This window comes from Flavobacterium alvei (assembly GCF_002920895.1).
In the GTDB taxonomy this organism is placed as follows: Bacteria; Bacteroidota; Bacteroidia; order Flavobacteriales; family Flavobacteriaceae; genus Flavobacterium; species Flavobacterium alvei.
Genome location: NZ_PQVG01000004.1, coordinates 184,546 through 206,424, shown reverse-complemented (window position 1 = coordinate 206,424; position 21,879 = coordinate 184,546). Strand labels below are relative to the sequence as shown.

The 21,879-nt window shown below is 35.7% G+C and carries 23 protein-coding genes; 7 read left to right on the top strand and 16 right to left on the bottom strand.

The features are described from left to right. The first annotated feature begins 3 nt into the window (after positions 1-3). Complete coding sequence (locus C3L50_RS08385) at positions 4-396, top strand: c-type cytochrome (RefSeq protein WP_103805727.1); 393 nt, start codon at positions 4-6, stop codon at positions 394-396. 87 nt (positions 397-483) lie between these two features. On the opposite strand, the gene C3L50_RS08380 is transcribed toward C3L50_RS08385, so the two are convergent. Further along, on the bottom strand, positions 484-1,557 hold the full coding sequence (locus C3L50_RS08380; protein ID WP_103805726.1) for a T9SS type A sorting domain-containing protein: 1,074 nt from the start codon (positions 1,555-1,557) through the stop codon (positions 484-486). 191 nt (positions 1,558-1,748) lie between these two features. Here C3L50_RS08380 and C3L50_RS08375 point away from each other — a divergent pair, with 191 nt between their 5' ends. The 6 genes from C3L50_RS08375 to C3L50_RS08350 all read left to right on the top strand — a co-directional run bounded on the left by C3L50_RS08375 (position 1,749) and on the right by C3L50_RS08350 (position 7,367). Beyond that, positions 1,749-2,219, top strand: coding sequence for a methylated-DNA--[protein]-cysteine S-methyltransferase (locus C3L50_RS08375; RefSeq protein ID WP_103805725.1), 471 nt, complete (start codon positions 1,749-1,751; stop codon positions 2,217-2,219). A 74-nt stretch (positions 2,220-2,293) separates the two neighbouring features. After that, a complete protein-coding gene (locus C3L50_RS08370; protein WP_103805724.1) occupies positions 2,294-3,007 on the top strand; it encodes a 3'-5' exonuclease in 714 nt (237 codons plus the stop codon). 10 nt (positions 3,008-3,017) lie between these two features. Then, positions 3,018-3,470 (top strand): hypothetical protein, encoded by a 453-nt coding sequence (locus tag C3L50_RS08365; protein ID WP_103805723.1) that lies wholly within the window; start codon positions 3,018-3,020, stop codon positions 3,468-3,470. After that, entirely contained in the window at positions 3,457-4,896 is a 1,440-nt protein-coding gene (locus C3L50_RS08360; protein ID WP_103805722.1) for a nucleoside recognition domain-containing protein, read from the top strand. Before C3L50_RS08365 ends, C3L50_RS08360 begins: the two co-directional genes overlap by 14 nt. Before the next feature lie 234 nt (positions 4,897-5,130). Beyond that, positions 5,131-5,589 carry an FKBP-type peptidyl-prolyl cis-trans isomerase gene (locus C3L50_RS08355; protein WP_103805721.1) on the top strand — a complete coding sequence of 153 codons (459 nt, stop codon included), beginning with the start codon at positions 5,131-5,133 and terminating at the stop codon, positions 5,587-5,589. Positions 5,590-5,765: 176 nt separating this feature from the next. Further along, positions 5,766-7,367, top strand: a complete 1,602-nt coding sequence (locus tag C3L50_RS08350; RefSeq protein ID WP_103805720.1) for a fumarate hydratase — start codon at positions 5,766-5,768, stop codon at positions 7,365-7,367. A 70-nt stretch (positions 7,368-7,437) separates the two neighbouring features. On the opposite strand, the gene C3L50_RS08345 is transcribed toward C3L50_RS08350, so the two are convergent. The 15 genes from C3L50_RS08345 to trhO form a co-directional block, all read right to left on the bottom strand. Further along, positions 7,438-7,941: a hypothetical protein gene (locus C3L50_RS08345; RefSeq protein WP_103805719.1), complete on the bottom strand. Its 504-nt coding sequence runs from the start codon at positions 7,939-7,941 to the stop codon at positions 7,438-7,440. A gap of 6 nt (positions 7,942-7,947) precedes the next feature. Further along, positions 7,948-8,637: a pirin family protein gene (locus C3L50_RS08340; RefSeq protein WP_103805718.1), complete on the bottom strand. Its 690-nt coding sequence runs from the start codon at positions 8,635-8,637 to the stop codon at positions 7,948-7,950. Positions 8,638-8,724: 87 nt separating this feature from the next. Beyond that, positions 8,725-9,480, bottom strand: a complete 756-nt coding sequence (locus C3L50_RS08335; RefSeq protein ID WP_103805717.1) for a dioxygenase family protein — start codon at positions 9,478-9,480, stop codon at positions 8,725-8,727. Positions 9,481-9,617: 137 nt separating this feature from the next. Then, a complete protein-coding gene (locus tag C3L50_RS08330; protein WP_103805716.1) occupies positions 9,618-10,307 on the bottom strand; it encodes a LytR/AlgR family response regulator transcription factor in 690 nt (229 codons plus the stop codon). Then, positions 10,304-11,383, bottom strand: a complete 1,080-nt coding sequence (locus tag C3L50_RS08325) for a sensor histidine kinase (protein ID WP_103805715.1) — start codon at positions 11,381-11,383, stop codon at positions 10,304-10,306. Before C3L50_RS08325 ends, C3L50_RS08330 begins: the two co-directional genes overlap by 4 nt. Positions 11,384-11,501: 118 nt before the next feature. After that, the gene (locus C3L50_RS08320) at positions 11,502-12,158 is read right to left on the bottom strand and encodes a CoA transferase subunit B (protein WP_103805714.1); all 657 of its coding nucleotides are present in this window, start codon (positions 12,156-12,158) and stop codon (positions 11,502-11,504) included. Between the two features lie 143 nt (positions 12,159-12,301). Beyond that, the gene (locus tag C3L50_RS08315; RefSeq protein WP_103805713.1) at positions 12,302-12,850 is read right to left on the bottom strand and encodes a lysozyme inhibitor LprI family protein; all 549 of its coding nucleotides are present in this window, start codon (positions 12,848-12,850) and stop codon (positions 12,302-12,304) included. Between the two features lie 31 nt (positions 12,851-12,881). After that, positions 12,882-13,583, bottom strand: a complete 702-nt coding sequence (locus C3L50_RS08310) for a CoA transferase subunit A (protein ID WP_103805712.1) — start codon at positions 13,581-13,583, stop codon at positions 12,882-12,884. A 32-nt stretch (positions 13,584-13,615) separates the two neighbouring features. Continuing rightward, a complete protein-coding gene (gene blaOXA / locus C3L50_RS08305; RefSeq protein ID WP_103805711.1) occupies positions 13,616-14,437 on the bottom strand; it encodes a class D beta-lactamase in 822 nt (273 codons plus the stop codon). 115 nt (positions 14,438-14,552) lie between these two features. Beyond that, entirely contained in the window at positions 14,553-16,865 is a 2,313-nt protein-coding gene (locus tag C3L50_RS08300; protein WP_103805710.1) for a penicillin-binding protein 1A, read from the bottom strand. A gap of 6 nt (positions 16,866-16,871) precedes the next feature. Further along, a complete protein-coding gene (locus C3L50_RS08295; protein ID WP_103805709.1) occupies positions 16,872-17,351 on the bottom strand; it encodes a gliding motility lipoprotein GldH in 480 nt (159 codons plus the stop codon). Continuing rightward, a complete protein-coding gene (locus C3L50_RS08290) occupies positions 17,335-18,690 on the bottom strand; it encodes a PSP1 domain-containing protein (RefSeq protein WP_103805708.1) in 1,356 nt (451 codons plus the stop codon). Before C3L50_RS08290 ends, C3L50_RS08295 begins: the two co-directional genes overlap by 17 nt. A gap of 173 nt (positions 18,691-18,863) precedes the next feature. Beyond that, the gene (locus tag C3L50_RS08285) at positions 18,864-19,094 is read right to left on the bottom strand and encodes a ferredoxin (RefSeq protein WP_103805707.1); all 231 of its coding nucleotides are present in this window, start codon (positions 19,092-19,094) and stop codon (positions 18,864-18,866) included. After that, positions 19,094-20,335, bottom strand: a complete 1,242-nt coding sequence (locus tag C3L50_RS08280) for a peptidase U32 family protein (RefSeq protein ID WP_103805706.1) — start codon at positions 20,333-20,335, stop codon at positions 19,094-19,096. Before C3L50_RS08280 ends, C3L50_RS08285 begins: the two co-directional genes overlap by 1 nt. A gap of 68 nt (positions 20,336-20,403) precedes the next feature. Then, positions 20,404-21,771, bottom strand: coding sequence for an oxygen-dependent tRNA uridine(34) hydroxylase TrhO (trhO, locus tag C3L50_RS08275; RefSeq protein WP_103805705.1), 1,368 nt, complete (start codon positions 21,769-21,771; stop codon positions 20,404-20,406). Positions 21,772-21,879 lie beyond the last annotated feature (108 nt).

Here is a 21,879-nt window from a genome sequence, read left to right as displayed (position 1 = left end):
TCAATGAAGAAAGTTATATTTTTATTATCCGTATTGGCATTTGTATCTTGTAAAAAAGAGAGCGAAGAATCCTTTGGAAAACCCGAAACCACAACTGAAACCACCACCGAAACTCAAAAACCAGAAGAGTTAGGAGCGGAAATTTTTGTTGGAAAAGGAGCTTGCGTAGCTTGTCACAAACCCGATGTAAAACTCGTTGGACCCAGTTTGCAAGATATTGCCAAAATCTATAAAGACAAAAATGGAGATATAGTTTCATTTCTAAAGGGCGAAGGAGAACCAATTGTTGATCCAACCCAATACGCAGTAATGAAACCCAATTTAGAACTCACCAAGACTTTTTCGGAGGAAGAATTGAAGGCTTTAGAAGCTTATGTTTATTCGACTCTGAAATAATACCCATCAGTGTTTTTGCAACAAAAAAAGAGGCTGTTTCACTAACTTGCGAAACAGCCTCTTTCTTATTTTAAAATTATTAGTGATTTATTCTACCACAACTTTTTTGGAAGTAGAACCATTTTCTGTTTGAACTTGTACCAAGTAAACTCCTTTAGCTTGGTTAGACAAATCAACTGTATTAGTTTTGCTTGCAGAAATTTGTTTTCCTGTAGTATCATAAACAGTAATTGCTTTTACAGCTGCTGTGCTATTCACAGTAACTAAACCATTAGTAGGGTTTGGATATACTGAAATACTATCTGATGCCAAAGCGTTTTCTTTTAATCCTAAAGACTGTCCTGTCAAAATAAGAGCAGCATTTTTCCAAATTTTCAATGCATTAGCTGTCATATTTGTTCCATTTCCACCGCAAATTGCTCCGAAGTTCCATGAAAAAGCAATCATGCGTGAAGTCAAAGGAAGTATATCACTGCCACCTGTTCCAAAAGAAGTTCCCCCAGGAATATCATTAAGTACAATAGCTGCATCTGTCGCAGTAACACCAGTTACTAAAGCTAAATTAGTTCCAGTAGCTGATAACTCTATTCCAGAATCTTTTTGAAGACTTTTTAATGTACCAGTTGGAGCTCCAGCATCAGTATATTGCGCATTAAAAATGGCAACAGCATCATTAGTAAAAGTTACTCCAGTAAACAAAGGATTACTTTGTTTAGCAGCTGGAACCGTAATAGCTAAATCTGCAACATCGGCAGGAACAGCAGCAGATGCTGTTAGTGCTCTAGTAGATTTTAGAGCATATGCTTTGTTGTAAATAACGGGAATTGTAAGATTTTTGATTGCATAAATTCCAGCTGGTTTAAGTACATTATCACCACCTCCAAAACTTTCCTGTATTACAAGTAAATCGTATTGGCTTAAATTTACTGCAGAAGAACCATTTCCATCGTCTTGGATAACTGTTATAGTAAAACGAGAATCTGCCTCAAACATTTTAATTATAGGATCAGTTGTAACTGTAGCAGCTGTTGCATCCATTGTTTTGGTTTTAGTCACATAGGCAATTTTCTTCTGTGCTATCGATTGCATAGGTGCTAAAGCGACAACTAGCATTAATGCCGTAGCAACGAATAATCTGTTTTTGAGTAATTTTTTTGTCATAATAATTAAGATTTTAGGATTAAAAAAATGAATATAATTTTTTTTTGATAAAATTAAAAAATATAATATAAAAAACAAGCCTTTAGACGATAAATATGTAATCGGTTACATTATTTTTCTAATGATTAGTAAATTAAGGCTTTGTTTGAAATATCAAAACTTTGCGTACTTTGCAATTCAATTCTAAAACTATGGAAACAGTCTTCGTCAAAACTCCACTAGGAATAGCCAAAATTATGGGCGATGAAAATGGTGTTTCTGAAATTTCTGTTTCTGATGAAGGAGTAGTTTCAAATGCAATTCCAACCGTTTTGCAAGAAGCCGCTTCCCAACTCAACGATTATTTCGAAGGGAAAAGAACGAATTTCTATTTCAAATTAAACCCAATGGGTACTGAATTTCAACAAAAAGTCTGGAAAGCGCTACTCGAAATTCCTTTCGGAAAAACAATGTCGTATTTGGAATTATCCAAGAAATTGGGCGATTTCAAAGCCATTCGTGCTGTGGCTTCAGCCAATGGGAAAAACCCGCTTTGGATTGTCGTTCCTTGTCACCGTGTAATCGGGACAGATGGTTCTCTCACGGGTTATGCTGGCGGATTGTGGCGCAAAAAATGGCTTTTGGAACACGAAAACCCAACTACGCAACAAAGATTGTTTTAAAATTTTAGCCACTAATTCACGAATTTTCCTTACAATTAATTAAATTCGTGAATTAGTGGCTAAACTACATTGCAATGATAGAAAAAATAAACCTCAACAACATTTTGTTTCTCGACATCGAAACCGTTCCAGAAGTGGCCGATTTCAATACTTTGGATGAAGAAATGAAAACGCTTTGGGAACACAAAACCCAATACCAGCGCAAAGACGAATACACGCCCGAAGATTTTTATGACCGAGCTGGAATTTGGGCCGAATTTGGGAAAATTGTCTGCATTTCGGTGGGTTATTTTGTGATTAAAAGCGATATTCGAAACTTTAGGGTGACCTCTTTTTTTGGAGAAGAACCCAAACTTTTGAAGGATTTCAATAATCTGTTGAACAATCATTTCAACCAACCACAACACGTTTTGTGTGGCCATAATGCCAAGGAATTCGATATTCCGTTCCTTGCACGTCGAATGATCATCAACAACATTGCCATTCCCGATAAATTGAATTTGTTTGGCAAAAAACCTTGGGAAATTCCGCATTTAGACACATTAGAATTGTGGAAATTTGGCGATTACAAACATTTTACTTCCTTGAAATTAATGTGCAAAGTCCTCGGAATTCCTTCTCCCAAAGGCGATATCGACGGCAGTCAAGTGGGTCATGTTTTTTATGTAGAAAAAGATATTGATAGAATCGTGACCTATTGCGAAAAAGATACCATTGCCGTGGCTCAGATTTTCTTGCGTTTGAGACGAGAGGATTTATTGATTGAAGAGGAGATTATTCACGTTTAAATTAATCTAAATGTATAAAAAAACTAGTCTTTTTATTTTTAGCCTTGTTGGATTAATTTCATTATTTCTGCCTTATAATAAAGTTATAATCATTGGATGTGGTTTGGATGGTGGTGGTTCTATAGATTACTATTATGACCCTTTTATAAAGTATTTATTTGACTTTTTTACCTTTCCATCCATTACTTATTTGGATATTTTTGAATTTTTAGCGTTTATTCTAGTGATTTTTTCACTTGTGTTTTCACCAGTTTTACTTTTTTTTAATAGAAAAAATATAAGTTTGTTGTTGATTGTTTTAACATTAGGATTAATGTTTATTTCTTTTTACAATTCTTACGATATGTTGGGTTATGGATACTATATAATTCTTCTTCAGCAAAGTGTTCTTTTAGTTCTTGCTATTATTTTCAAAAAACAAAATATTACATTTACAAAAATTAAAGATTATGGTATTAAGTAGATTTTGGTTGGTTATTTTCATTTCGTCGATTGCATTTGTGATTTTTAGTTTGTTTTCGGGGAACAGTTATAGTATTGACAATGTTTTGAACGGAAAAAAAGACGATCCTATTCTGATTTCAGAAAAATATATCGATCAGATTCCTGTTTTTATAAAAGACAGCATCAATAAATCCGATGAAAAAACTTTTATAATCAACAGAGATACTTTAAACGCCGATACTACTTATGTTTATAAAAACAAAACCGTAAAAATTTTCAGTGGAGTTCAAAAATCGGATGGTTTGTTGCCGACTTGTAAAGCCACTTTGCTGGATTTGATTTTGCCATTGATGGCGTATTTGGCTTTTTTCTGTGGACTGATGGAGCTTTTAATCATTTCTGGAGCCTCTGGGAAATTAGCTAAAATGTTGAGTCCCGTTTTTGTAAAAGTATTTCCGAGCGTTCCAAAAGACCATCCTTCTATTTCATATATGACTTTAAATTTTGCCGCCAATTTCTTAGGATTGGATTCGGCTGCCACACCTTTCGGATTGAAAGCAATGGAAAGTTTGCAAGAAATAAATCCCGAAAAAGACAAGGCGAGTGATGCGCAAATCATGTTTATGTGTTTGCACGCTTCGGGACTTACTTTGATAGCAACTTCTATTATTGGCTATCGTGCTGCCGCCAATGCTACGAACCCCGCCGATGTAATGTTGCCTTGTATTATCACTTCATTTATCGGTACAATTGCCGCTTTCTTGATTGTGGGAATCAAACAAAAAATCAACTTCAAAAGTGCCTCTTTGGTTGTGGGCTTGATTACATTAATTGCTGCCATTATTGGTTTGCTGATGTACGTGAACCATTTGGATTTAATTGGCAAAAACTATTTTACCTCTAATCTTTCGGCTTTGATATTGGTTGGGATTATTGTTTTTACTTTGATCTTTTCGTTTATAAAAGAGAAAAAATTTACCGAGGCAAATACGACTGTTTATGAAGCTTTTGTATCGGGAGCGAATAATGGTGTAAAAACTGGAGTTACTATTTTTCCTTATGTTTTAGGAATGTTAGTAGCCATTTCGTTATTCAGAAACAGTGGTTTGTTTGAAATTATTAGCAATTGGATTGCTTTTGCTTTTTCGAATATGGGAGTAAGCAAAGAAATTACAGATGCTTTGCCAGTTGCATTGCTAAGACCGTTCAGTTCTGCGGGTTCAAGAGGATTTTTGATAGATTCAATGAATACTTTTGGTGCCGATTCGATGACAGGACGATTGAGCAGCATTTTTCAGTGCAGTGCTGAAAGTACTTTTTATGTGATTGCGGTTTACTTTGGTTCGGTGAATATCAAAAATACTCGTTACGCTCTGGGAACAATGCTTTTGGTAGATGTGATTTGTGTGATTACAGCAATTTTTGTGGCGAGCTGGTTTTTTTAAAAATGTAACGAATAAAAATGTTTTTTCAATCAGCGGATTCCATACGTTGATTGAAAAATAATATTAGGAGTTTTAATCTATTTTTCTTTCTTTTGATTTTTATACGAAATCATTTAATAACCCATTAAACCACAAACAAAATGTCAAAATATGCTAAATACATTGCTATAGCTTTAGTTATTTTATTCTTGCTTACAAGCATATTAACTTAAAAATAAATACAATATAAAAACTATGAAACATTCTTTTCTAGCTCTACTAGTTGTTGTTTTAATCTCTTGTAACCCCAAGAAAAAAGAAGAAATTGCCACCCCAAAAATCGATAATGAAACGGAAATCCTAAAATACATTGCCGATAATCATTTAAAAGCAAAACGAACCGAATCGGGTTTGTATTATGTAATTGAAGAAGCAGGAACCGGAAAACAACCCGATGCCAATTCAGAAGTTACGGTTGCATACAAAGGCTATTTTACCAATAAAGAAGTCTTTGATCAAAGCGATGAAAAAGGAATTTCTTTTCCATTGCAGAATGTAATCAAAGGTTGGACGGAAGGAATTCCGTATTTTAAAGAAGGAGGCAAAGGAATTCTTTTGATTCCATCTGAATTAGGCTACGGTCCCGATGGTGCTGGTCCAATTCCAGGAGGTTCGGCCTTGATTTTTGATATTAATCTAATTACGGTGAATTAATTTCAATTCCAATACAATTATAAAAAGCTACAATCTTAAAGTTTGTAGCTTTTTTTGTTTCTACTAATCAAAGTCAATATGTTAATTATTTCACTAATTTATAGCGGTTCTTGATATAAATCGCAAAGATTTCTTTCTACAATTCTTATCTTTGACGTTCTAAAAAAACTCAAATTATGGACTTTATATACCAGGATCCTTATCCAATTTTAAAAGACGATACTCAATACCGCAAAATCACTTCCGATTTTGTAAAAGTAGAAAAACTAGGCGACAGAGAAATTCTTACTGTTGACCCAAAAGGCTTAGAATTGTTGGCACAAGAAGCATTGAAAGATGTTTCGTTTATGTTGCGAACTTCGCATTTAGAAAAACTAAAAGCCATTTTGGATGATCCAGAAGCAACCGACAACGACCGATTTGTAGCCTATAATTTATTGCAAAATGCAGTAGTGGCTATTGATGGGGAATTGCCTTCGTGTCAAGATACCGGAACGGCGATTGTAATGGCTAAAAAAGGCGAAAACGTATATACAGGCGTTGATGATGCCGAATGGCTTTCCAGAGGAATTTTTAATACCTATCAAGAAAAAAACCTTCGTTATTCTCAAATTGTACCAATTAGTATGTTTGAAGAAAAAAATTCGGGTTCGAATCTTCCGGCACAAATTGATATTTATGCCAAAAAAGGAGCTACTTATGAGTTTTTGTTCTTGGCAAAAGGCGGTGGTTCTGCCAACAAAACCTATTTGTACCAACAAACAAAATCCTTGCTGAACGAAAAATCTTTGGATGCTTTCATCCGTGCCAAAATAATGGATTTAGGAACTTCGGCTTGTCCGCCCTATCACTTGGCTTTAGTGATTGGAGGAACTTCTGCCGAAGCAAATTTGGCTGCCGTGAAAAAAGCATCGGCGGGTTATTTTGATAATTTGCCAACATCAGGAAATATGGCCGGTCAGGCTTTCCGTGATTTGGAATGGGAAAAAAGAGTACAGTTAATTTGCCAAGAAAGTCAAATCGGAGCGCAGTTTGGTGGAAAATATTTCACCCACGATGTTCGAGTGATTCGTTTGCCACGCCACGCCGCTTCTTGTCCGGTTGGATTGGGAGTTTCTTGTTCGGCCGATAGAAATATCAAAGGAAAAATCACCAAAGACGGTATTTTCGTAGAACAATTGGAAGTCAATCCAAAACAATTTTTGCCTGCAACTCCACCACATTTAGAAGAAGCGGTTGAGGTGGATTTGAACCAACCAATGGCCGATATTCTTAAAAAATTATCGCAATATCCAATCAAAACCCGTTTGAAATTGAATGGAACTTTGATTGTAGCCCGTGACATTGCCCACGCCAAAATCAAGGAATTATTGGATGCTGGTAAACCAATGCCAGAATATTTCAAAAACCACCCAATTTACTACGCAGGACCTGCCAAAACACCGGAAGGAATGCCATCGGGAAGTTTTGGACCAACTACTGCGGGACGTATGGATGTGTATGTTGAGGAATTCCAAAGAAATGGCGGCAGTATGGTAATGCTGGCCAAAGGAAACCGAACCAAAGATGTGATGAATGCTTGTAAAACTTACGGTGGATTCTATTTAGGTTCCATTGGAGGACCAGCGGCGATTTTAGCCAAAGAAAACATTCTTTCGGTTGAGGTAGTTGACTTTGAAGAATTAGGTATGGAAGCTGTTCGTAAAATCACCATTAAAGATTTTCCTGCTTTTATTATTACAGATGATAAAGGGAATGATTTCTTTGCGAATTTGTAGATAAAATAAAAAGAGTTTATTTTTAAATGACCGTCAATGTTGGCGGTCATTTTATTTTAAGAAAGTCAATTTAAGTTTTCTTTTCGTAATAACATATAGATAAACGGGGTTGTACAGGAAACATAATAGTCTCCAAACCATCTACATCATCGGTGGTTTTTGAAACTAAATAATGGTTTTCTACCACGCCTAAATAAGTAAGCAAAGGCGAATAAAAAGTAATCCCGACTTTGTGTTTCGAAATATCGGTGATGTCAGTGTTGATAATATCTAGCTTGTAATTGACAAAGGGGAAATGATTGTTTCCCAATACATCGGTAACGCGATGAAAATTTCCTTTTAATTGTTCGATATAACCATTTGCGGCTATGCCCACTAAATAATGCAACTGTACTGCTTTTTCATTTTCTGACAATAATTCTCTGAATGTGTTTTTGGGTTTCTCTTTCGAGTTAAATTGCTGGTTTTGCATTAAATATTCTTTGTAGGTGTCTTCCCAAACATATTTGTCCCAAAGGAATGTAGAGGAGTTGTCGATTATAATTCGGTAGGCTAATCGTATTATGGCTTTCATAATGGTTTATTTTAAAGAAATTTCCAATACTAAAAGAATCGCATTTTCAGACAATGCTTCCCATTCTATGGTATCTATTTGTTGCAAACTCAATCCGTCTTTAGATTCTAACAATCGGTTTTCGATTTCAAAAGCACCGTTAATAACAAAAACAAAAATGCCATTTGATGTATTTTTAAGCTGGTAAAAGCCTTCTTTTCTGCCTTCGTAAATTCCGATAAAACCCTGTGAATTTCTAGTTTTAAAGAGAGAAATCAATTGATTTTTTTGGGTTAAATCAAAATCAACGGGCTTGGAATTGTTTTGAAAACCTGAATTTTTAAAGTCGAAACCCATTTGTAGATAACTCACATTTTCATCAAAAGGATTAGAAACTTCAAATGACATTCCTTTTTGGTTTGTTATGTGCTGTATTTGTTCTACTCTTATGAAATTTTCGTTTCCCAAACTGTCTTTGTATTCTATACCGCCAAAAAGAGGTAAAATGAATAACTCTATATTAGATGATGCAGCAGTTGTTTGTTTGTGTTTTGGAGCCAGTATTTCTTCATTCAAAAATTGCAAAGACCCAAATGGTTTTCTGGAATCATTTTGATAGTTTTCGAAATTGAAAGTAGACAGGCGTTTAAAACTTTCGGATGTGGTTTCTCCTCGAAAATCGGCTTTATATATTTGGGCAAGATGCTGTTGTATCATATAAATAGCTTTTGACAATTAAAAAAATTACCTGCAAAATCTAGAAATCTTACAGGTTTTGGCGTCATTTTTTTACTAATTCAAAAATCAACCTGCAACATTTATAGTATGTGTTAAAATAAATCCAGCGGCTACACTTCCGGTAACGGTGGACATTTCATTGGCTACACTATCAGAAAACACATTATCAGAAGCATTATAGGTATAACCCGATAATCCTTTGGTATATCCATTGGCTGTTGACGCATTGACTAGTGCTACGGCACTTCCTGAACCTTCTGGAAAAGCAATTTGAGTAACCAGTAACGAAGTTCCCGAAGCGTTGTAAATATGTACGTGAATGTGAGTTGCTCTACTGGTGTACCAACCCGGAAAAATAGAGGTAAAACTAACCAGTCCGTTAGCATTGGTTGTTTGTCTGCCTCTTAAGAAATGAGCGCTTGTAAAATCGGCTGACTGCATTGAAGTTCCTCCGTATTCAGAATAATAACCGTCTTTGTCGCAATGCCAAATATCGACAATGGCTCCAGCCAATACTGCACAGCTGGCATTGGTATTTTTGATGGTGATATTGATTGTGAATCCTACACCTGTTCTATCACTTACAATATTTGCCGTAACTAATGAAGAAGGTGATTTGGTTGGAAACGGGCCAGCGGTTTCTGACGAAGTAACCGAACAAGAAGTATTTGTTGATCCTCCTGTATTTGTAGCTTGGGTAGTGTCTGTTGTTGATGTAGAAGAAGAAGAAGCATCATCACTACTACAGGCTTTAATTACAGGAATGGTCAAAGCACCAAGACCAGCTAAACCTAATCCTCTTAAAAATTCTTTTCTTTCCATAATAATAGTATTTTAAGGTTACGGATATAAAAGTATTTAAACTCACAAAAGTTTATAAATTTATGAGGTAATAGATTGTTTTTATGAGGTAAATGGATGAAAATAAAGTTGAATTTGTAATTTTTTAACAATAAAAATTAATCCTTGTTGAGTAAAGTAAAAAAAGCAGTTTCATAACTGGCGCTTACTGGAATCTCTTCTTCCTGAATGAAGATGATTTTATTTCGAACTTTTTCTATTTTAGAAATAGGAACTATAAACGATCGATGTACCCGTGCAAATTCAGTCGCTGGGAGTTTTTCCAATATTGCTTTCAAAGTCATTCTGGCGACAATTGTTTTTTGGTTTTGAATATGAATTTTCAAGTAATCATCCAGTCCTTCGATGAACAATATATCCGAAATTAGAATTTTAATCAAACTGTAATCTGCCCGAATAAAAAGGTAGTTTTGTTCGGGATTTTGATTTTGAATTTTCCATTGTGAATAGGCTTTTTCTACCGCCTGCTGAAATCGGGAGAATGAAAAAGGTTTCAGAAGATAATCGGTCGCACTCAACGTAAATCCTTCCACAGCATATTCAGAATAAGCAGTTGTAAAAATGACCATCGTTTTATGTGGCAGTTTTTTATAAAAATCAATTCCCGAAATAGAAGGCATATTGATATCTAAAAACAATAAATCTACCGGATATTTTTTCAAATATTTGAAAGCATCATCCGATTTAGTAAACTTTTTTTGCAAGTCGATAACATCAATTTTGTCGCAAAAACTTTCTAAAACATCCAGTGCTGGCGGTTCGTCATCTAGTGCAATTGCTTTTATCATCCTACTTTTAGGGTTAAAGTTACAGTATATTTTTTTGGACTGTCGTCAATTTTTAATTCGTGATTATCGGGATACAAAAGGGTCAATCTTTCTATAGTATTTTGCAATCCAATACCTCCATCCGATTGTAGATTTTCTACTTTATGATTGGAAACAAATAAAGTCAAAAAATTATTTACAATATCAATTTTAATAACAATTTCTGAATCCTGATTGGGATTTACCCCGTGCTTGAAGGCGTTTTCTATAAACGAAATTAAAATGAGTGGTGTGATACTCTTGCCATAAGGATTTCCTTCTACATTATATTCTACATTAACCGTATTGCCCAAACGTGTTTTTTGAAGTTCTACAAAATTGTTAATGTAATTGATTTCTTTTTCTAAAGCAATAACATCATCGTTGGCATTGGTAATAATGTAGCGCATTAATTCGGATAATTGTACCACGGCATCGGCAGTTTTATCGTCTTTTTTTATGGCTAATGAATAAATACTATTCAAGGTATTGAACAAAAAATGAGGATTAATTTGTGCTTTCAAAAAAGACAATTCCGATTTCATTTTGTCTTTCTCCACCTTTTGCAAACGAATATTAATGGCAATCAACAAACTAGTAACAACACCGATTAAATAAACTAATATTGTGTGTCCGTATTGAGAATGTGGGCCTCCCATTGGTTTAGGATTAAAATGTTTGGAAGGGGAAAAATTTCCGTGTGTTGGTGGCCGAAAATCTTCTTTAAAGGAAAATACAGGTCTAAAATCCAAAAAATTACGCTCCGGATTATCGAAAAAAACAGACATCCAAAGAAAAAATAAAAAAAACAAGATGATGAGAAAAAAGTACACTACTCTTTCATTAGAAAAATAGACTTTAGGAATTAAATAATAATAGTTTAAATAGAAGAAAATCAATAACGTAAAATAGGTAAAAAAGTACAGTCTGTCGTGTCCACTACCCGATAAATCTGGCAAACTAAAAACACTCCCTGAAGCAGTAAGCAAATAAGGTAAAATCATAAATGCCAAACAAATACATAAATGCATAGCATAAAAAGAAACTGTTTTTTTCATAGTGAAATTATTGTTTCAAAAGTATGATTGTTAGGGTTTTCAATAAAATTATTTAGGTAAAATGGGTAATTGTTGCGGTAGTTTAAGAAAGTATAGAACCACTTATGGAAAAGTGTTGTTAATCAATCACCATTTCCGGAATTTCTCCATCGATAATTAATTCAGCTTCGGTGGAAGCCATAATATGTTCTACAGAAATACCAGGCGCACGTTCCAATAGTTTAAAACCTTTTGGAGTCAGTTCGAGAACGGCCAATTCGGTTACGACTTTTTTCACGCAGCCAACGCCTGTTAAAGGCAAAGTACATTTTTTGAGAATTTTGCTTTCTCCCGCTTTGTTCACGTGCATCATTGCCACGATAATATTCTCGGCTGAAGCGACCAAATCCATCGCGCCGCCCATTCCTTTGACCATTTTTTCGGGGATTTTCCAGTTGGCAATATCGCCGTTTTCGGCCACTTCCATAGCACCAAGAATTGTCAAATCGACGTGTTGTCCACGAATCATTCCGAAACTGGTTGCCGAGTCAAAGAAAGAAGCACCTTCCAAAGTCGTGATGGTTTGTTTTCCGGCGTTGATTAAATCAGCGTCTTCTTCGCCTTCAAAAGGGAAAGGACCCATTCCCAAAACGCCGTTTTCACTCTGAAATTCCACTTCAATTCCTTTTGGGATATAATTGGCTACCAAAGTTGGAATGCCAATTCCGAGGTTTACAAAGTATTTATCCTTGACTTCTTTGGCGATGCGTTTGGCGATGTCTTCTTTTGTTAGCATATTTTTAATTTTTAAACCATTAAGATAAATTAAGATTTTGAACTTTAAAAGTAATAGAAGGTCATTTAAGTTTTTGTTGATTAAAAAAATTATTTTTTTATCAAGCTAACTCAAATCCATTGTTGTAGCTGTAGTGGCTGGCATTATTCATCTTTAAGAATTCTGCTATAATAATTAAAAATATCTATTGTTCTTTCAACTACTAAAGATGAATATTGACCCATTCGAATATTTGATTGAATTGTTCCGCCTCCTGAATATTGATCATCAGTCATAGTTCCAATTAATTTGAGTTCAGCATCACGAAATACCAACCAGGCTTTTTGCGCTGTAATAAGAATTTTTTTGTCTTCGGGTTTAAGCAATTTCATAAGTTTGCCATAATACTTGTTCATTAACTTGTCGTAGGAAGTAGTCAATTCATCAACTGTTATATTCATTCCTGTTGTTGAATAATCAATTTCCATTCGTTTGGAAGCTATTGTTTCTATTCGGAATGTATCTATTTTGAATTCTATTTCATCAGCATTTAATTCTTGTTTTGAAAGCTTTAGTTTTAGTTTAGGGATTTGGGCTTCTACTTCTGCTTTTATTTTTTTTAAAATTTCTGGAGACATTTCTTTTGGACCATTTTGACCAAGAGCAATGTTTCCTATAATGCAAAGAATCATTGATAAAAAAAAGTGTTTCATATATTATTGGTTTTTCTAAGCTAACAACAAACTATTTTCTTTCTCGAACAGTCCTCTTCTCAATCCGCTTTTCGTATTTCTCTCCTTGAAAAATGCGCTGAACAAAAATTCCGGGAATGTGAATTTGGTTGGGGTCAAGCGTTCCTGCTTCTACCAGTTCTTCTACTTCGGCGATAGTGATTTTGGCAGCTCCAGCCATACACGGATTGAAGTTTCGAGCGGTTCCTTTGAAGATGAGGTTTCCTGCCGTGTCGCCTTTCCAAGCTTTTATAATGGCAAAATCAGCTTTGAAAGCCAATTCCATTACGTGCATTTTTCCATTGAATTCGCGGGTTTCTTTACCAATGGCGACTTCGGTTCCGAAACCTGCAGGTGTGAAAAAAGCGGGAATTCCAGTTTGGGCTGCACGACAACGTTCGGCTAAAGTTCCTTGCGGAATAAGTTCTACCTCGAGTTCGCCGGAAAGCATTTGGCGTTCGAATTCGGCATTTTCTCCCACATAGGAAGAAATCATTTTCTTGATTTGGTGTTTTTGTAAAAGCAGTCCCAATCCAAAATTATCAACACCGGCATTGTTGGAAATGCAGGTCAAATCCTTGGTTCCTTTTTTGACGAGTTCGGCGATGGAGTTTTCGGGAATGCCACACAATCCGAAACCGCCCAGCATTAAGGTCATTCCGTTTTCGATTCCTTCGAGTGCTTCTTGTACGTTGTTAACTTTTTTGTTGATCATAATTAACCACTAATTTAAACAATTAAAAACGTTTATTTCAAAAAATTAAGGTTTTTAAAGGCTTGTTTTGTTGCATTGATTCTAGCTGAGTAAAAGTCTTCATTGGCGGCTTCCTTTTTCATAGGTTCTAGATTTGTAGCAAAGAAATAAACTTTGTTTTTTACTTCAAAATAACCAACAAACCAACCATTATACAAATCGTTTTTTGCTGACAAACCTGTTTTTCCGCTTAGGGTATATTCATCTGTTTTCTCAATTAGCATTATGCTTTTCACTATTGATTCGGTTCTTTTTGAAATAGGCAATTCTGAAAAATAGAATTTTTTTAGAAACTGAATTTGTTGGGTTTGGGATATTTTGGATTTTCCATCAAGCCAAAAAACATCGATGGTTGTGTTGTCAAAAACCATTTCTTTATAATTGAGTTTATTGAGATAGTTTTTCATTCTTTCGACACCAATTTTTCGCGCTATTTCCTGATAACAAGGAACACAAGAAACCTGAAATGCATCTTTGAAAGTTAAATCTTGTTCCCATTTTTTATTCCATCTTTTTTCTCCGTTCCATTTAAAAACATCGGACTCATTCTTTATTACACCGGTTTCAAGTGCAATAATAGAATTTGGAATTTTAAATGTGGATGCGGGAATAATTCCGGTTTTTGCCCAAGAAAAATCATTGGAATAATACGTTTTATCTGTAAAGGAGTAGATTAAAATTGACCCTTTAACTTTTAAACTGTCTAGTATTTTGTTGAATTCAGGAACAAGAGTCTCTTTGTCCTGACTATTTTTTGTTTGGCAAGTCATTGTTAAACTCATCAATAAAATCCAAAAAACAGCTATTCTTTTCATAGATACTTCGTTTATATTTAGAAACAAATGCCCTAGCCCTGATGGGAACGGCATCCTTTTGTGGCGGGGTTCGCCACAAAAGATACAGTGTACAGCAGGAAACAGCTCCTAGAAACTATAAATCGAATTCTTCGGTTTCTTGTTCAACGGCTGTGGTGTCTTTTACAACTTTTGGGCGGGTGTAACAATCTACCTTTATAGAAAGATTGGCAGGTCTATCGAATTCTTCTTTGGAAACTTTGAGGTTTTCATCTTCGTAACAAAGTTTCATAAAATAACCCCAAACGGGTAATGCGGCTGTTGCTCCTTGTCCATAAGTCAAGCTTTTGAAACGTGCCGAACGGTCTTCGCAACCTACCCAAACTCCAGTAACTAAGTTAGGAACCATTCCCATAAACCAACCATCCGACTGGTTTTGAGTTGTTCCTGTTTTTCCAGCAATTGGATTGGTAAACATATACGGATATCCTGTCCAGCGATTGTCTCCACTACCGCCACCTTGTGTTCTTAATCTAGCTCCTGAACCACTTTCAGTAACGCCTTCGAGTAATTTGATTACGGCAAATGCGATATCTTTGTTCAATACATCGTGAGATTCTGGAATGGGTTCGTAGATTACAACGCCACTTTTGTCTTCGATTCGAGAAATGAATTGAGGTTTTACATAAACACCTTGGTTGGCAAAGGTTCCGTAAGCTGCCACCATGTCTTCTACGGTAATGTCAACAGCGCCTAATGCGATAGAAGGCTGAGCTGGAATATCAGATTTTACGCCTAATTTATGGGTTAATTCGATTACGGCTTCAGGTCCCGTTTTGTCTATTAATTTGGCCGAAATGGTGTTGATAGAATTGGCTAATCCTTGTTTCAAAGTAACCATGCCACGGTATTGATTGTTAGAATTTCTTGGTTCCCAATCTTCGGTTACGTGATGACGTCCTTTTCGAATCATAAACGGTCCATCGAGGATGGTATCACAGGGAGACATTCCTAGTTGTTCGATTGCGGTTGCATACACAAATGGTTTGAATGTAGAGCCTACTTGTCGTGCACCTTGACCTACGTGATCGTATTGAAAATATTTGTAATTGATTCCACCCACCCAAGCTTTGATGTTACCCGTTTGTGGTTCCATAGCCATTAAACCCGATTGCAAAAAGTGTTTGTAATATCGGATGGAGTCTAAAGGAGTCATAATGGTGTCTCTTTCGCCTTTCCAAGTGAAGACTTTCATTTTTGTTTTTTTGCTGAACGAGGCTATTATATCTTCTTCGGATTTTTCCATTTCGGACATCACTGTCCATCGGTAGGAAGCTTTCATGGCTTGTTTGAGTATGCGTTGGGTTTCGGCCTCGGTAATGTTTACGAATGGTGCATTCTTATTGGTTTTAGCTTCTTCAAAAAACTGTTCTTGCAGGTTTTCCATATGTTTGGCAACGGCTTCTTCGGCATGTAATTGCATTCTAGAATCGATGGTGGTGTAGATTTTTAAACCGTCTTTGTAGATGTTATAATCGGATCCATCGGCTTTTTTGTTGGTTTCCATCCATTTTTTCATGTATTCACGCAAATATTCTCTGAAATAAGTAGCTGTTCCTTCGCGGTGGCTTTCTAGTTTGAAATGCAGAGTGATTGGTAATGCTTGAAGTTTTTCTTTTTGACCTTGGGTAATGATACCTCCTTTTTCCATTTGCGAAAGCACTACATTTCTTCGGTTTTTAACTCCTTGTGGATTTTTTACAGGGTTGTATAAACCTGAATTTTTGAACATTCCGACCAAAATTGCCGATTCGTCTATGGTTAAATCTTTGGGTGCTTTTGAAAAATAGGTTTGGGCTGCCGAACTTACTCCAACAGAATAGTTTCCAAAATCATAGACATTGCAATACATGGCAATGATTTCGTTTTTGGTGTATTGTCTTTCTAATCTGATGGCGATAATCCATTCTTTGATTTTTTGAACGATTCGAAAAGGCAAGAATTTTGAACCTTCGCCGTGGAATAATTGTTTGGCTAATTGTTGGGTTAGCGTACTCGCTCCGCCACTTGTTCCTAAACTGGCAATGGCTCTTAATGTTCCTCGTCCATCAATTCCTGAATGTTCATAAAAACGTTCGTCTTCAGTTGCTACCAGTGCATCTACCAGATTTTTAGGTAAGTCAGAATATTTTAATTGCGACCTGTTTTTTTCGAAATATTTACCTAAAATCACTCCATCAGACGAGATGATTTCGGTGGCCAAATTAGAATCGGGATTTTCTAAATCCTCAAACGAAGGCATAGACCCAAAAAGTCCCCAAGAGGCAAATAGGAAAAATAATAATAATCCTCCAAGGCCATAAAAGAAAACTTTCCAAAATTTCTTTTTATAGTAGGTGATGTCTTTTTCAATATTTTTTGTCTGAATATTTTTCTTTTGAGTAGCCATATTTTTTTAATCTATTTTTTCTATTCTAAAACCTACTTCTGTGATTCCTTCTAAAGCGGTTACACCTGGAACTTTTCCGTTTTCGCGAACTGCTTGTTTGATGTTGACTTTGTATTTTCCTCTAAAGCGAACTTTTTCTTTATAAAAAAGTTTGTTTTCCTTGATGTCTGAAAATCCTTCTCCCATAAGAGATCCGTCTGGATTGGCCATTTCGTACTCAAGTGTATCTACTTTTGTAAATCCATTGGGCATTTCGAGGCCCACAATCAAAAACAGATTGTTGAACGGATAGTTGTTGTTGTCTCTCAAAGTTACAAAAAGATTGTATCGTTTTGTCGAATCTAATTCGGGTAAATTAAATGAAACAATACTGTCTTTGTGCCAAGCTGTTCCTACGGATTTGTATTCGTCGAAAACTCTTTTTTTGTCGCACGAAAAAAAGAGAATTACAACTAAAAGCAATATTGCGCTATTCCTTATTCTCATTTTTAGTAATAATTATAGGTTTTCTCGCAACTACAGGTTTTTTCTCGTTAGTGTTATTGTTGTTATTGGGTTTAGGCTTGTTGTTATTGGGTCTGTTGTTGTTATTAGGCCTGTTGTTATTAGGTTTATTATTGTTGTTAGGTTTGCTAGTAGTATTGCTATTTGTATTAGCATTAACATTGTTATTATTAGCAACAATTAAATTTTCGCCGTTTTTACGTTTTTTATTTGGTTTTTTCTTTTTCTTAGGCTGATCAAAACGGGTTAAACTTTCCTGACCCATTGCGTTATTAAAATGTTTTTCAGGCTCTTGAACAATTACTATGGCAAAGTCTTCGAGTGAAGCTACTTTGTTTTTGAGTTTGTTTTCGGCAACAATTTCTTTTACTTGATCTATTTTTAAAACATGCCAATTGGCAAAATCATTGGTATAAGCAAACCACATCAATCCTTTGAAAATATCTTGTTTTTGGCAAATGGCATCGCCTTTTTCAGTTACTAATTTAGTGTCAAAGTCCGGAAACCCTTTTAGAGCATCCATGTAAGTGTCGAGTTCGTAATTCAAGCAGCATTTTAATTTTCCGCATTGTCCAGCCAGTTTTTGTGGATTCAAGGACAATTGTTGGTAGCGTGCCGCAGAGGTGTTTACGCTTCTAAAATCGGTTAGCCAAGTAGAACAACACAATTCTCTTCCGCAAGAACCAATGCCGCCCAAACGAGCTGCTTCTTGACGCAAACCTACTTGTTTCATCTCGACTCTGGTGCTAAATTCTTTCGCAAAGTCTTTGATTAAAAGTCTGAAATCGACTCTGTCGTTGGCTGTGTAATAAAAAGTAGCTTTAGAACCATCGCCTTGAAATTCGATATCAGAAATTTTCATTTCTAGTTTTTGAGAAATGGCCAATTCACGAGCACGAACTTTCATCGGTTCTTCTCTATCGCGAGCAATAGACCAAATATCGATGTCTCTTTGTGATGCTTTTCTATATACTTTAGGAACATCTGTATTAGAAGAATTGACTCCTTTTTTCTTCATTTGAATGCGAACCAATTCGCCTGTTAGGGTAACAATTCCGATGTCATGTCCAGGAGATGCTTCGGTAGCGACAATGTCTCCTATGCTTAGCGTTAATTTTTCTGTATTGCGAAAAAATTCTTTTCTTCCGTTTTTAAAACGGACTTCTACACAGTCAAAAGGCGCTTCTCCGTTAGGTAAACTCATATTAGAAAGCCAGTCAAAAACCGTCAATTTGTTGCAGCTATCGGTGCCGCAAGTCCCATTATTTTTACAACCCTTTGGTGCACCGCCATCAGAGGTTGAACAACTTGTACATGCCATAATTTTATATGTAGTATTGCGATAGACGCAATTTAAGTTCTTAAACGTTTTAATCGGTAAAGATATTATTTTTAGTTTAAAGTTTAAAGTTTAAGGTTTCAAGTTTTTGAAAACAAAAAACCTCTAATTTCTTTTTTACAGAATTAGAGGTTTTTTTTATACAATAAATTAGATTAGGTTTCCTTTACCGAAATTATCTTCACAGGACAAGCTTTGGCAGCCAATTCACAGCTTTCGGTTATAGTGTGGTCGGGCGATTTTAAGGTAAAAAAACCTTTGGCATTGACACTTTTTATCAATACCGATTTCCCGTCTTTTTTAGACATTTGAAATTGAACGGGTGCCATTTCTACGCAATAATTGCACCCAATACATTTGGCTCTTTGCAGTGTTACAATAACCATTAGGCTTCCACGATTTTATATAATTTGTCAGACATTCGGATTCTGAAAGGTAATTTTAAGGTGCAATCGTCGCCTTTAGAGGCTTTCTCTGCCGTAACATCATTTACAAACATTTCCTCGATAACCATTTCTTGTGCTCCTGTGCTTGGTCCTGTGACTAATATCTTGTCTCCAATTTGAATGTCATAGGCTTCAATTTTAAACTGTCCAATTTCTGCTTTTGGGAAAAAGTGAGTTCCTTTGCCCACATACACTTTCTTTTGTGTTGCCATTGATCCTGAAACATCGCTCCATTCGCCCAATTCTTGGCCTAAATAATAGCCAGACCAAAATCCACGATTGTAAACTGTGCTTAAAGCTTCCATCCAAACCGCTATTTTTTCTTTCGAAAAACTGCCTTCGTAATAACTGTCAATCGCTTCGCGGTAGGTTTTTACTACGGTTGCCACATATTCTGGTGCACGACCACGACCTTCAATTTTCAAAACTTGAATGCCGGAATCAATCACTTGATCTAAGAAATCTAGCGTGCATAAATCTTTTGGCGACAATAAATATTCGTTATCTACTTCAATTTCGAAACCCGTTTCTTGGTCGATAACGGTGTATTTTTTGCGGCAATTTTGCTTGCAAGCTCCACGATTGGCCGATGAATTGTCGGAATGTAAACTCAAATAGCATTTTCCAGAAACGGCCATACACAAGGCACCGTGACCAAAAATTTCTATTTCTACTAATTTTCCGTTAGGGCCTTTTATGTCTTCTTTTATGATTTGTTCGGTGATGTTTTTCACTTGGCGAAGGCTCAATTCTCGACTCAAAACCATTGTATCTGCAAAAAGGCTGTAGAATTTTATGGTTTCGATATTGGTAATATTCAATTGGGTCGAAATATGAACTTCCATTCCAATGCCTCTTGCCATTGCAATCACGGCTTGGTCTGAAGCAATTACTGCCGTAATATTGGCTTCTTTGGCTTTGTTTAACAATGTTTTTACAACCGACAAATCGTGATCGTAAATAATGGTGTTTAAAGTCAAATAACTTCGAACGTTTTTTTCTTCACAGCGACGAGCAATTTCCTTCAAATCATCCATTGTGAAATTTACTGTTGCTCGGGCGCGCATATTCAATTGCTCTACTCCAAAATACACGGAATCGGCACCATTGTCTAAACCAGCTTGCAAGGATTCGAAGTTTCCGGCCGGAGCCATTAATTCTATTTTGTTATTTGTTGTCATTTTATAGGATGTAAATCTTTGTCAAAGTTCAAAATTTCACAAAGATGATGGGTGAATTTCTTTAAAAACTAGTTTAAAATTTTATATAATTTATCCGATAATCGAATTCTAAAAGGAACTTTAAAAGTCACCATTTCACCAGAAACAGCTTTTTGAGATTCGACATCATTGACCAACATTTTTTCGACAATCAACATTTCTTCGCCAGTTGTAGCACCTTTGATTAGAATGGAATCGCCAATATTAATTTGGTTTTCTTCGATTAAAAATTGAGCAATATTAGTTTTTGGAAAAAAGTGAGTGCCTTTTCCGAGGTATTGTTTTTTTATTTTTGGCTCTTTTTTAAGGAGCGGTTTTGATTTTATGAGTTCGCTTAAATTTGGAACATTCGCCAAAGGATCTTGGTTGTTTTTGAAAGTCAAAACATCCGATTTTCCTTTTTTGAAGATTTTGTTTCCGTTTTTAACGCCTCTTCGAATGGCTTTTTGTTCCTCTTCTGGGAGATGAATTACAGTCACACATTCGGTTGAACAGCAGCCGTGCATTTTTTCTTTGCAAGACTCACATTGAATAAAAAGTAAATGACAGCCTTCGTTCAAACAATTGGTATGAACATCGCAAGGTGCACCACATTGATGGCATTGCGAAACGATATCGTCTGTAATTCTTTCGCCCAGACGGTGATCGAAAACGAAGTTTTTACCAATGAATTTGCTTTCCAGATTTTCTTCCTTGATTTGTTTGGCATAATTGATGATGCCGCCTTCAAGTTGGTACACATTTTTAAAACCTTGGTGTTTAAAATAGGCCGAAGCTTTCTCACAACGGATTCCTCCTGTGCAATACATCACTAAGTTTTTATCTTCTTTGAAATCCTTTAGCTGCTCGTTTATGATGGGCAAAGATTCTCTAAAAGTATCTACATCGGGTGTGATAGCTCCTTTGAAATAGCCAATTTCGCTTTCATAGTGATTTCTAAAATCGACTACGATAGTGTCTGGATTTTCTAAAATTTCATTAAATTCTTTAGCTTTTAAATGAATTCCGATATTGGTTACGTCAAAAGTAGCGTCGTTTAAACCGTCGGCAACAATCTTGTCACGCACTTTTATGGTCAATTTCAAAAACGAATGATCATCGTGCTCTACGGCAATATTCAATCGCATTCCCTTCATAAAATCATAAGCTTCGACAGTGTCTTTGAACGCATAGAAATTATCTGCGGGCAATGATAATTGAGCATTAATGCCTTCGTGGGCAACATAAATTCGACCTAAAACCTCAAGCGGATTCCAAGCTAGAAATAAATCGTTACGAAATTGGGTTGGATTTTGAATTTGCGCATAGGCATAAAAAGACAAGGTGAGACGTTGCTTTCCAGCATCGTCAATCATAACAGTCCTTTCCTCTGCGCTTAAAGTGTTGTACAGTTGCATGCTATAAACAGGTTTAAGATGAGAAATATTTTTGCAAAAGTAGCTAATTTATCTAGAAATTGCAACGAACAAGAAGAGCTCAGAATGAGTTCAATAGGGGCTATTGAT